This window comes from Clavibacter sp. B3I6 (assembly GCF_030816895.1).
Lineage (GTDB): Bacteria > Actinomycetota > Actinomycetes > Actinomycetales > Microbacteriaceae > Clavibacter.
The window spans coordinates 392541-404422 of sequence record NZ_JAUSYL010000001.1 but is presented as its reverse complement, the minus strand read 5'-3'; the positions used below and the strand labels follow the sequence as shown (position 1 = coordinate 404422).

9 protein-coding genes and 1 pseudogene are annotated in these 11882 nt (G+C 74.1%); 8 read left to right on the top strand and 2 right to left on the bottom strand.

Annotation, left to right across the window (positions count from 1 at the left end; genetic code table 11):
• Window positions 1-73 precede the first annotated feature (73 nt).
• The 6 genes and pseudogenes from QFZ62_RS01890 to QFZ62_RS01865 all read left to right on the top strand — a co-directional run bounded on the left by QFZ62_RS01890 (window position 74) and on the right by QFZ62_RS01865 (window position 6937).
• Window positions 74-1361 (top strand): annotated as a pseudogene (locus QFZ62_RS01890) (ammonium transporter).
• 137 nt (window positions 1362-1498) lie between these two features.
• Window positions 1499-2296 (top strand): SDR family oxidoreductase, encoded by a 798-nt coding sequence (locus QFZ62_RS01885; RefSeq protein ID WP_307501076.1) that lies wholly within the window; start codon window positions 1499-1501, stop codon window positions 2294-2296.
• Between the two features lie 166 nt (window positions 2297-2462).
• The gene (locus QFZ62_RS01880; protein WP_307501074.1) at window positions 2463-3302 is read left to right on the top strand and encodes an aldo/keto reductase; all 840 of its coding nucleotides are present in this window, start codon (window positions 2463-2465) and stop codon (window positions 3300-3302) included.
• 196 nt (window positions 3303-3498) lie between these two features.
• Complete coding sequence (locus tag QFZ62_RS01875; protein WP_307501073.1) at window positions 3499-3930, top strand: MarR family transcriptional regulator; 432 nt, start codon at window positions 3499-3501, stop codon at window positions 3928-3930.
• Window positions 3931-3953: 23 nt separating this feature from the next.
• Window positions 3954-4772 carry a putative protein N(5)-glutamine methyltransferase gene (locus QFZ62_RS01870; RefSeq protein WP_307501071.1) on the top strand — a complete coding sequence of 273 codons (819 nt, stop codon included), beginning with the start codon at window positions 3954-3956 and terminating at the stop codon, window positions 4770-4772.
• 158 nt (window positions 4773-4930) lie between these two features.
• Window positions 4931-6937 (top strand): endo-1,4-beta-xylanase, encoded by a 2007-nt coding sequence (locus QFZ62_RS01865; RefSeq protein WP_307501069.1) that lies wholly within the window; start codon window positions 4931-4933, stop codon window positions 6935-6937.
• Between the two features lie 89 nt (window positions 6938-7026).
• Here QFZ62_RS01865 and QFZ62_RS01860 read toward each other — a convergent pair whose 3' ends face one another.
• A complete protein-coding gene (locus QFZ62_RS01860; RefSeq protein ID WP_307501067.1) occupies window positions 7027-7782 on the bottom strand; it encodes a CPBP family intramembrane glutamic endopeptidase in 756 nt (251 codons plus the stop codon).
• A 386-nt stretch (window positions 7783-8168) separates the two neighbouring features.
• Between QFZ62_RS01860 and QFZ62_RS01855 the strand changes: the two genes are divergently transcribed.
• A complete protein-coding gene (locus tag QFZ62_RS01855; protein ID WP_307501066.1) occupies window positions 8169-9866 on the top strand; it encodes a ribonuclease J in 1698 nt (565 codons plus the stop codon).
• A gap of 9 nt (window positions 9867-9875) precedes the next feature.
• Here the strand turns inward: QFZ62_RS01855 and QFZ62_RS01850 are convergent, their stop codons facing one another.
• Window positions 9876-10721 (bottom strand): helix-turn-helix transcriptional regulator, encoded by an 846-nt coding sequence (locus QFZ62_RS01850; protein ID WP_307501064.1) that lies wholly within the window; start codon window positions 10719-10721, stop codon window positions 9876-9878.
• A gap of 160 nt (window positions 10722-10881) precedes the next feature.
• Between QFZ62_RS01850 and QFZ62_RS01845 the strand changes: the two genes are divergently transcribed.
• On the top strand, window positions 10882-11820 hold the full coding sequence (locus QFZ62_RS01845; protein WP_307501062.1) for an SDR family oxidoreductase: 939 nt from the start codon (window positions 10882-10884) through the stop codon (window positions 11818-11820).
• Window positions 11821-11882 lie beyond the last annotated feature (62 nt).

Genomic DNA, 11882 nt, shown 5'->3' with positions numbered 1-11882 from the left:
TCCCGACCACACGGGCGGCCGCTCGCCCTCGTCCGGTGCGACCCCCTGCACGATCTACGAGAGGTGAAACACCATGGATCAAGGCAACACCGCCTTCCTCCTGATCGCCGCGGCGCTGGTCCTCCTGATGACGCCGGGTCTGGCGTTCTTCTACGGCGGACTCGTCAAGGCCAAGAGCGTCATCAGCATGATGATGATGAGCTTCGGGGCCATGGGCCTCATCGGGCTGCTCTGGGTGCTCTACGGCTACGCGGTCACGTTCGGGAACGGGCCGGACGGCGCCGCGGGCAACGCGCGCTTCGTCGGCATCGACGGCATCCTCGGCATCGACCTCGGCCAGCTCGGCCTCGGCGACGCCTACACGGCGGCCCTCGGCGAGCAGACCTCCGCCTACCCGACGCTCGCCTTCGCCGCCTTCCAGGCGACCTTCGCGATCATCACCGTCGCGCTGATCTCCGGCGCCATCGCGGACCGGGCGAAGTTCGGCGCGTGGATGGTCTTCGCGGGCGTCTGGGCCACGGTCGTCTACTTCCCCGTCGCCAGCTGGGTCTTCAACTTCACGCTCGCCGACGGCGCGGTCACCGACGGCGGCTGGATCGCCTACAACGTCGGCGCCATCGACTTCGCGGGCGGCACGGCGGTCCACATCAACGCCGGGGCCGCGGCACTCGCGCTCTCGCTCGTCCTCGGCAAGCGCGTCGGGTTCGCCAAGGGCATGCACGTGCCGCACAACCCGCCGTTCGTCCTCCTCGGCGCGGGCCTGCTGTGGTTCGGCTGGTTCGGCTTCAACGCCGGCTCCGAGCTCGCGGCCGACGGCATCGCCGCCATCGCGTTCCTCAACACCATCGCGGCGCCCGCCGCGGCCATCCTCGGCTGGCTCGTGGTCGAGAAGATCCGCGACGGCAAGCCCACCTCGGTCGGCGCCCGCGTCCGGCGCCGTCGCGGGCCTCGTGGCCATCACCCCGGCGTGCGCCGCGCTGTCGCCCACGTGGGCGATCGTGCTCGGCCTGGTCGCCGGCGCCGTCTGCGCCATGGCCATCGAGCTGAAGTTCAAGCTCGGCTTCGACGACTCGCTCGACGTGGTGGGCATCCACCTCATCGGCGGCCTCATCGGCACGCTCTACATCGGCCTCTTCGCCACCGACGTGGGCCTCGTCTACTCGGGCTCGCTCGAGCAGCTGGGCAAGCAGGCGCTCGCCGCCTTCGCCGTCCTGATCTACTCGTTCGTGCTCTCGTACCTCATCGGCATCGCCATCCAGAAGACCATGGGCTTCCGGGTGAGGAACGAGGACGAGATCGCGGGCATCGACACGATCGTCCACGGCGAGGAGGGCTACGTGCTGGAGACCTCCGGCCGCTGATCCGCCGCATCGCACAACCTGACGGGCGCTGCACCTCGCGAGAGGGCGGCGCCCGTCCCGTCGTCCGGGCCGTGCGCGCGCGGGCCGGGAGCGGTGCAGGCCTTGGCACCCGCGGCAGCACGGCGTTGACTCGCAGCATGGACTTCACATCGAGAACCGCGATCGTCACCGGTGCCGACTCGGGCATCGGCCGCTCCACCGCCGTCGCGCTGGCCAAGGCCGGCCTGGACGTGGGCATCACCTGGCACGAGGACGAGGCGGGGGCCGAGGCCACCGCCGAGGAGGTGCGCGCCCACGGCGTCCGCGCCGTCACCGCGCGCCTCGACACCTCGGAGGTCGCCACGGCGGGCGGCGCGATCACCGCGCTCGCCGGCGAGCTGGGCGGCCTCGACGTGCTCGTCAACAACTCCGGGACGGGCGACAGCTCCCCGTTCCTCGAGGTCGACCTGGCGAGCTGGACCCACGTGCTCGACGTCGACCTCACCGGCGCCTTCGTCGTGATGCAGGCCGCCGCCCGGATCATGGTGGAGAAGGGCGCGGGTGGCCGCATCATCGCCGTCACCAGCGTCCACGAGCACCAGCCGCGCGTGGGCGCGAGCGCCTACGACGCCGCGAAGCACGGCCTCGGCGGCCTCGTGAAGACCGCGGCCATCGAGCTCGGACAGCATGGGATCACCGTCAACAGCGTCGCGCCCGGCGAGATCGCGACGCCCATGACGGGGCAGACCGACGAGGACCCGCGCGGCGCCTCGCGCCCCGGCATCCCGCTCGGCCGCCCCGGCCACGCCGACGAGATCGCCGACGTCATCGCGTTCCTCGCGTCCGACGCGGCCGGCTACGTCACGGGCGCGTCCTGGGCCGTCGACGGCGGGATGCTGCAGATGGGGCCGCAGGGCGGGTCGCACATCACGAGCGACGACTGGCGCTCGGCCTGATCAGCACGCCGGCCCATCCGGCGAGCGCCCACCCTGTTCGCTCGGAGCGGAGCGACCGCCCCGGCCGGTGGTCCGAGAACGAGCCGGGCGTACGGTGGGAGGACGCGGGGCACGAGCACCACGGCACCCCGCACCGTGACCATCGAGACGAAGAAGACGAGAGCACATGGCATCCCCCCTCATCACCCTGAACAACGGCGTCACGATCCCGCAGCTCGGGTTCGGCGTCTTCCAGACCCCGCCCGCGGAGACCCAGCAGGCCGTCGAGCGCGCCTTCGAGGCCGGCTACCGCCACATCGACACCGCAGCCGGCTACTACAACGAGGAGGGCGTCGGCGCCGCCATCGCGGCGACGGGCATCCCGCGCGAGGAGCTCTTCATCACCACGAAGCTCCGCAACGGCGACCAGGGCACGGACAGCGCCCGCGCCGCCTTCGAGGACAGCCGCCGGAAGCTCGGCGTCGACGCGGTGGACCTCTACCTCATCCACTGGCCCTACCCGAAGCACGGCCTGTACGTCGAGACCTGGAAGACGTTCGAGGCGCTGCACGCCGAGGGCCTCATCCGCGCCATCGGCGTCTCCAACTTCCTCCCGGAGCACCTGGAGAAGCTGGCCGCCGAGACCGACGTCGTGCCCGCGGTGAACCAGATCGAGGTGCACCCGACGTTCCAGCAGCACGACCTCTCGACCTTCTCGGTCGAGCGCGGCATCGAGGTCGAGGCGTACAGCCCGCTCGGCCAGGGCGCCGACCTCGAGTCGGAGATCGTCACGCGCCTCGCGAAGCAGCACGACGCCACGCCCGCGCAGATCGTCCTCGCCTGGCACCTCGCGCAGGGACGCATCGTGATCCCCAAGTCGGTCACGCCCGAGCGCATCGTCCAGAACTTCCAGAGCATCGAGGTCGAGCTGTCCGTCGAGGAGCTCGCCGAGATCGACACGCTGGAGACCGGGACGCGCCTGGGCGCCGACCCGGCGACGGCCGACTTCACGCAGTACCCGTCCTGACACCCGCCGGTCCGCCGGCACCACGACGCCCGCCCCGGCTCCCGCCGCGGCGGGCGTCGTCGCGTCCGGACCTCGTCGCCCCGGACCTCGGCGCCGCCCCGGTCACGCAGGCACGAGAGGGCTAGCCTGAGCCACACGACGCCCCGGGCGGAGCCACGAGCGGCGACCGGCGGGTCACGCGACCGTCAGGAGAACCATGACCGATCCGTCCCTCCCGCAGACCCGCCTGGCCGACGCCCTCAGCGCCGTCACGGAGCGCATCGACGCCTCCGTGGACCCGAGCTGGGACGGGCTCACCGGGGTCCAGGTCCTCATCCTCCGGCGGCTGGACGGGGCCGAGCGCACCGATCGGGCCTCCCTCGCGCTCGACACGCGGACCGCACGCGCCGCCACCGTGCCGAGCCTCGCGTCCCTCCTCCACAAGGGCCTCGTCGCGGAGGCGGAGGACGAGGCCGGTGCCCACCTGCACCTGACGGACGAGGGACGCGCGCTCCTCTCCGGCGTCCGCGCGGCTCGCGCCGCCTGGCTCCAGCGGGCCGCCCGCGAGGCCGTGCCGCCGGTGCGCGGGGACGACCTCGTCCGCGTCGCGGCGCTGCTCGAGCACCTCGGCAGCACGGAGCTCGTCTGAGCGGGCCTCGCGGCCGGGACAGCGTGCCGGACACCGCGCCCCTGGTCGCGCGTCTGCGCGCGGCGGGCTGCGTCTTCGCGGAGGAGGAGGCCGCGCTGCTCGTCGCGGAGGCGGCCGACCGCCATGCGGCCGACGCGTCCGGCGCCCGGGCCGCCGGGCTCGAGGCCATGACCGCCGCCCGCGTCGCGGGGGAGCCGCTCGAGACCGTCCTCGGGTGGGTCGCGTTCGCCGGCCGACGGATCATCGTGCGCCCCGGCGTCTTCGTGCCCCGCCGTCGCACCGAGCGGCTGGCCCGCGCCGCCGTCGCGGAGGCGCACCGGATCCCGGATCCGCTCGTCGTCGACCTCTGCTGCGGCTCCGGCGCGATCGGCGCGGTGGTCGCCGACGAGGTGCCGGGCGCGATCCTGCATGCGGCCGACGTCGATCCCGTCGCCGTCGCCTGCGCGGCGGAGAACCTCGTGCCGCGCGGGGCCGCTGTGCACCAGGGCGACCTGCTGGACGCGCTCCCCGCGGACCTGCGCGGACGGATCCGCGTCCTCGTCGCCAACGTGCCCTACGTCCCGCGCGCCGGCCTCGCGCTCCTGCCGCCCGAGGCCCGCCTGCACGAGCCGGTGGCGACCCATGACGGCGGCGACGACGGGCTCGACGTGCTGCGCCGCGTCGTCGGAGCGGCCCCGCGCTGGCTCGCCCCCGGCGGCGTGGTGCTCCTGGAGGTCGCGGACGCGCAGGAGGCCGCGGCGCGGGCCGCGATGGCGGCCGCCGGGCTCGCCGCCCACGTCGAGGAAGGGACGGGCGACGACGACGACGGGACCGTCGTGGTCCTCGGGCGTCGGACGAGCTGAACGGGCGGCCGAGGGCCGCCCTCCCCCCGGCTGGATGGCCCCGCATCCGTCGCCCCCCACGACGAAAACTCTTTCGAAACCCCGCCCCCCGATGGGGGTCGGTGCCTACGGTGCGAGCATCCGACATCGACGTCGGACCACACGGAAGGTGTTCGACGATGAGCATTCCCCGCACCACCCCGTCCGCGCTCGCGGACGTCAGCCCTCCCCGCCCGGACCGCAGCAGGTCCGCCGGCGGCCGCACCCGCGGCATCCGCCCCGCCCCGCGCCGCGGGCTCGCCGCCGTCACCGCCCTCGGCCTCGTGGTGGGCGCCGGGGCACTCGCCATGCCCGCCGCGCAGGCGGTCGACGCCGTCCCCGCGGGCATCGGATCCGACTTCGAGGCCGGCACCGGCGCCTGGGCGCCCCGCGGCGACGGCGTCCGCATCGCGCCGAGCACGGAGGCGCACACCGGCTCCGGCAGCCTGCTCGTGACCGACCGCACGCAGGAGTGGCACGGCGCCGCCCTCGACGTGACCACCGCGCTCGCCGTCGGCCAGCAGGTCGAGGTGACGGTCTGGGCGCGCCTGGCGGCGGGGGAGGAGCCCGCGTCGCTGAAGGTCTCCGTCCAGCGCGACACCGGCGGCGGCAGCGGATACGACGGGGTCGCCGGCGCGGCCGCGCGCGTCACGGCCGACGCCTGGACCGAGCTCACGGGCACGTACACGCTCGGCGGCCCGGTCGACAAGGCGCAGGTCTACGTCGAGGGCACGGTCGGCGCCGACTTCCTCCTCGACGACTTCCAGCTCGGCGAGGTCGTCGCGACGCCCGTGCAGACCGACATCCCGGCGCTGAAGGACGTCCTCGGCGCCCGCGGCATCGAGCACGTGGGCGTCGCGATCGACGGCCGCGAGACCGTCGGTGCCGGAGCCGACCTGGTGCGCCACCAGTTCGACGCCTTCACCCCCGAGAACGCGGGCAAGCCCGAGAGCGTCCAGCCCGTCGAGGGGCAGTTCACCTTCACGCAGCTCGACCAGCTGCTCGACTTCGCGGACGCCAACGACATCGACGTCTACTACCACGTGCTGTTCTGGCACTCGCAGACGCCCGCGTGGTTCTTCCTCGACGGCGACCGCCCGCTCACCGACAGCCCCGCCGACCAGGCGCTCCTGCGGGCGCGCATGGAGGCGCACGTGAAGGGGATCGCCGACCACGTCGCCGCGCGCTACCCGGACGGGGACAGCCCGATCTGGGCGATGGACGTCGTGAACGAGGTCATCGACGACGGCCCGAACGACAACCCGCACGACATGCGGGACAGCCGCTGGTTCCAGGTGCTGGGCGAGGGCTTCGTCGACGAGGGCTTCCGTCTCGCGCGCGAGTACTTCCCGGGCGTCGAGCTCTTCATCAACGACTACAACACGGAGCTGCCCACGAAGCGCGCCGACTACCTCGAGCTGATCTCCGCGCTCGTCGCGCGCGGCGTCCCGATCGACGGCGTCGGCCACCAGGCGCACGTCGACTTCGCCCGTCCGGTCGCGTGGCTGCGCGACTCGATCCGCGCGGTCGAGCGCATCGACACGGGGCTGCTGCAGGCGATCACCGAGCTCGACGTGAACGCCTCGAACCAGAACGAGGGCGCCGACGTGAGCGGAGCGCCGCAGGATCCGTACACGCCGGTCTACGCGGACGACGCGCAGGCGGGCGTGGAGGTGGGCTACTACTACCGCGACCTCTTCGCCATGCTCCGCACGCAGGCCACGTCCATCGACTCGGTCACCTTCTGGGGCGCGAGCAACGCCCGCAGCTGGCTGCGCACGTGGCCGATCGCGCGTCCCTGGGAGCAGCCGCTCCCGTTCGACGACGAGCTGCAGGCCGCGCCCGCGTACTACGGCATCGTCGCGCCGCGGCAGCTGCCCGCCCGCCCGGCGGACCTCTCGGCGCCCCGCATCGCGGACGTCGACGACATCCAGGCCGTGGCCAAGAAGGACACCGGGGTGCGCGTGCCGTACGCGCTCCCGTCGGCCATCGACACCCGGGACGGGAACGTGCGGGTGGTGTGCGTGCCGCCCCGCGGGGGGATCTTCCCCGTCGGGACGACGACCGTGACCTGCACCGCGAAGGACCGGGCGGGCAACGTCCGCACGACGACCTTCGACGTGATCGTGACGCGCGCCGGCTCGTGATGCGCTGACGCACGGCACGACGCGGCCCCCGTCTCCTCGCGAGGCGGGGGCCGCGGCGTGCCCGGAAGGCGCGCGGCGGGGCGGCAGCCTCAGGGCGTCCGCGCGTCGCCCGGCGGCGGGGGCGCTGCCGCGGGGACCGTCCGCGGCGAGCGGCCGCGGAGGATGAGCGCGGCGGTCGCGAGGAAGGCGACGCAGGTGATGGCGACGACCGCGTCGGGCAGCGGGTCCGCGGAGTGGATCGTCGTGAAGTCGGCGGCGCCGTGCAGGAGGACCAGGGGGAGCACCCACCGGAAGCGGTGCTGGAACGCCGCCAGGCCGATGCCGAAGCACGTGGAGACGACCACGTTCAGGAGGACGTCGTCGACCGTGCGCGCGGTGGTGGCGAAGGCGGAGAGGTGCTGCAGGCCGAAGAGGGCGCCGGTGAGCCCGACGGCTCCGGCGGCGCCGAAGGAGCGCCGCATCCGCTCCAGCACGACCACGCGGCTGGTGAGCTCCTCGTTGAGCCCCACCAGGAGCAGGGTGAGCGCCCAGAGCCCGAAGCCCGGCGGCCGCTCGACGAGACCGCCCGGCACGAGCCAGAGCAGCACCTCGACCGCGAACGGCACGAGGAACAGGAGGGCCGACCTGCTCGCGCGGAGCCGGAGCAGGCCGGACGCGCGCCACTGGCCGCGCACGGTCACGAGCAGCACCGCGAGGAGGACGCAGGCCACGTTGGCGGCGAGGCCCGCGTACCAGCCCGTGATCCCCAGCAGCGGCGCGAGCGCCAGGGCCGCCAGGATCACCCCGAACCGGAGCACGTGCACGGACGCGCCGAATCCCACCGCCCGCCACCGATCCGCATCCACAGGGGCACCGTAGCGGTCGGGGTTCGACCGTCCGTGGACCCCGGGTGTCCGGGGACCGACGGGTCGGGGAGCGGTCGGTCCGCGGGCTCCGCGACCCGCGCCGATGCCGGCCCGAGGGGGCGCCCGGCCCCGTGTGGGGCGGAACCCCTCCCGGGCCTGGGAGACTGGTCCCCGACGCCCTCGTCGGATCCGCGCCCCTCGTGCTCGGATCGGCACCGGCTCCGCTCTCCCGCGGCGCTCGGGACCGCCCTCCGCGGCCCCGTCCGACCGCACCCGTCGCCGCCGACGGGCCCACGACCACCCGAGGCACCGCCTCGAAGCGCGACCCGCCCGGACCGGGCAGCCGTCGCACGGCACGACCCGCACCATCGGACCAGAAAGGCACCATGCCTCCCACCACCGCCCACACCCTCGACCTCGCGAAGCCCGGGCGCCTGCCCCGCGGCGGCATGCGCATCACCCCGCTCGGCGGGCTCGGCGACGTCGGCCGCAACATGACGGTCTTCGAGCAGGACGGCGAGCTGCTCATCGTCGACTGCGGCGTGCTCTTCCCCGAGGAGACCCAGCCCGGGATCGACGTGATCCTCCCCGACTTCAGCATGCTCCGCGGCCGCCTCGACAAGATCGCCGGCATCGTCCTCACGCACGGGCACGAGGACCACATCGGCGGCGTCCCGTACCTCCTCAAGGAGCGGCCTGACATCCCCATCATCGGCTCGCGCCTCACGCTCGCGTTCATCACCGCGAAGCTCGAGGAGCACAAGATCAAGCCCGTCACGCGGCAGGTCCGCGAGGGCGACCGCATCGACGCCGGCGCCTTCGGCCTCGAGTTCGTCGCCGTGAACCACTCCATCCCGGACGGGCTCGCCGTCGCGATCCGCACCACGGCCGGCATGGTCCTCCACACGGGCGACTTCAAGATGGACCAGTTCCCGCTCGACCGCCGCCTCACCGACCTCGGCGCGTTCGCCCGCCTCGGCGAGGAGGGCGTGGACCTGTTCCTCACCGACTCCACCAACGCGGAGGTGCCCGGCTTCACCACCGCCGAGCAGGACATCGCGCCCGCCATCGAGCAGGTGTTCCGCAGCGCCCCCAAGCGCATCGTCGTCTCCAGCTTCGCCAGCCACGTGCACCGGATCCAGCAGGTGCTCGACGCCGCCGAGAAGCACGGCCGGAAGGTCGCGTTCGTCGGCCGCTCCATGGTGCGGAACATGAAGATCGCGGCCGACCTCGGCTACCTGAAGGTGCCGAAGGGCCTCATCGTCGAGCTCAAGCAGCTCGAGCGGATGCCCGACGCGAAGGTCGTGCTCGTCTGCACGGGCTCGCAGGGCGAGCCGATGGCGGCGCTGTCCCGCATGGCGCGCCGCGAGCACATCATCCAGGTGGGCGAGGGCGACACGATCCTGCTCGCGAGCTCGCTCATCCCCGGCAACGAGAACGCCATCTACGGCGTGATCAACGGCCTCATCCGCTGGGGCGCCGACGTCGTGCACAAGGGCAACGCCAAGGTGCACGTGTCCGGCCACGCCAGCGCCGGCGAGCTCGTGTACTGCTACAACCTCGTGAAGCCCCGCAACGTCCTGCCCGTGCACGGCGAGTGGCGCCACCTCGTCGCGAACGCCGCCCTCGCGGTGCGGACGGGTCTCCCCGAGAGCAACGTGCTCATCATCGAGGACGGCGTGAGCGTCGACCTGGTGAAGGGCAAGGCGACGGTCTCCGGCCGGATCCCGGCGCCCTACGTCTTCGTCGACGGCGCCACCATCGGCGTCGCCACCGAGAAGGCCCTCGAGGACCGTCGCGCGCTGGCGAGCGAGGGGCACATCACCGTGCTCGGGATCTTCGACGAGCCGAGCCAGAGGCTCCTCGACCCGGCCGAGTTCCTCACCCGCGGCTTCGTCGCGCACGACGGCTGGAAGAAGGAGGCGGAGGCCGCGGTCGCCAAGGCCCTCTCCGCCGCCGCGGGCCGCCGCCGCCTCGACGGCCCGGCCGCCGAACGCGCCATGAGCGAGGGCCTCTCCCGCTGGCTGCAGCGCCAGCACCGCCGCCAGCCGGTCATCACGGCCGTGGTGGTGGACGCGGACTGACCCGGACCGTCAGCCCATCGCCTGGCTGCCGATCACCGAGAGCAGCCGCAGCTTCTCGTGGCTCTCGGAGCCGGGGGCGGCCGTGTAGACGAGCAGGTGGTGCCACTGCTCCGGATCCACGAGCGTCTGGCACGACAGCTCCAGCCGCCCGAGCTCGGGGTGCACGAACCGCTTGACGGCGTTCGGCCGGACCCCGACCTCGTGCGCCGCCCACAGCGCGCGGAACTCCGCGCTCCGCGGCATCAGGAGCTCCACGTAGCGCGCGGCCCGGGAACCCGGGCCGCGCCGCGTCGCGACCTCGCGGAGGCCCGAGACCCACAGGCGGCCGAGCAGGTCGTGGTCCTCCTCCGCGTAGAGGCGACGGGTGGCCGGATCGGCGAACCAGCGGTAGCCGATGCTCCGCTCGGGCCCCGTGAGGGTGGCGGTGTCGCCCGTGAGCGCGACGCCGAGCGGCGTCTGCCTCAGCGTCTCGCCGAGCTCGGTGACCACCTCGGCGGGCGTGTCCTCGAGCCGGTCGAGGATCCGCAGCAGCCCGGGGGCCACGTGGTCGCTCGTGCCGCCGCGCTCCGGGGGCCGGTGCCCCGCGAGACGGAGCAGGTGGTCGCGTTCGTCGACCGTGAGGTGCAGTCCGTGCGCGATCGCCGCGAGCATCTGCTCGGACGGCTGCGGGCTGCTGCCGCGCTCGATGCGGGCGTAGTAGTCGGCCGACATGCTGGAGAGCGCCGCGACCTCCTCGCGGCGGAGCCCGCTCGTGCGGCGACGCGCGGTGCGCGGCAGGCCGACATCCTCGGGCTGCAGCGCCTCGCGGCGGCCGCGGAGGAACTGGGCGAGGCCCGCGGGGTCCATCTGGCGCATGCGTCCTCCTGGTGTCGCTTCCATCCTCCCGGGCAGCGGCCGTCCCAGCCAGGACCTGCCGATCCACGTCTCGACGCGCCGTGGATCCGGATCGGCGGGCCGGGCAGTCTCGTCGCAGCCGCCGCGGATCCGCCGCGTCGGCCCGCCAGGAGGATCCGCCATGCCCCGTCGCCCGATCGACATCCCCGTCCCCGACCTCGCCGGTCGCCGCGCCCTCGTCACCGGGGGCAGCGACGGCATCGGCCTCGCCCTCGCGACGCGGCTCGCCGGCGCCGGGGCCGAGGTCCTGCTGCCGGTGCGCGACCGGCGGAAGGGCGAGGCCGCCGTGGCGCGCATCCGGGAGCGCCACCCCGCGGCCCGCGTGGCGCTGCACGACCTCGACCTCGCGGCGCTCGACTCCGTCGCGGCGCTCGCCGCCCGCCTCGCGGACGAGGGCGCGCCCCTCCACCTGCTCGTCGCGAACGCCGGCGTGATGACGCCGCCCGAGCGCCGCACCACGGCCGACGGCTTCGAGCTGCAGCTGGGCACGAACCACCTCGGCCATTTCGCGCTCGTGGGCCGGCTGCTGCCGCTGCTGCGCGCGGGATCCGCGCGCGTCGTGTCGCAGCTCAGCATCGCCACCGCCCAGGGGGCGGTGGAATGGGACGACCTCCAGTGGGAGCGCCGGTACCACGCGATGCGGGCGTACAGCTCGTCGAAGATCGCGTCCGGCCTCGTCGGCCTCGAGCTGCAGCGGCGGAGCGCGGCGGGCGGATGGGGGATCACGAGCGACCTGTCCCACCCGGGCGTCGCCCCGACGAGCCTCCTCGCCGCGCGCACGTCGACCGGCCGCTCCCGCGACGGGCTCGACGTGCGGACGATCCGGCTCCTGTCGCGGCTCGGGATCCTCGTGGGGACCGCCGACAGCGCCTCCCTGCCCGCGCTGATGGCGGCGACCTCGACCGGAGGCGGCGGCCGGCTCGTCGGCCCGAGCGGACCCGGTCACCTGGGCGGCGCGCCCGCGGAGCAGCGGCCCTACCCGCGCGTCGCCGACGCCGACGACGCCCGCCGCATGTGGTCGCTCTCCGAGGAGCTGACGGGGGTGCGCGTCCCGGCGTGATCCGCCGCCCGTCGTCCTCAGCCGTGTCGGACAGCGGGCTCCGACGGGCGTGACCCCGCCGG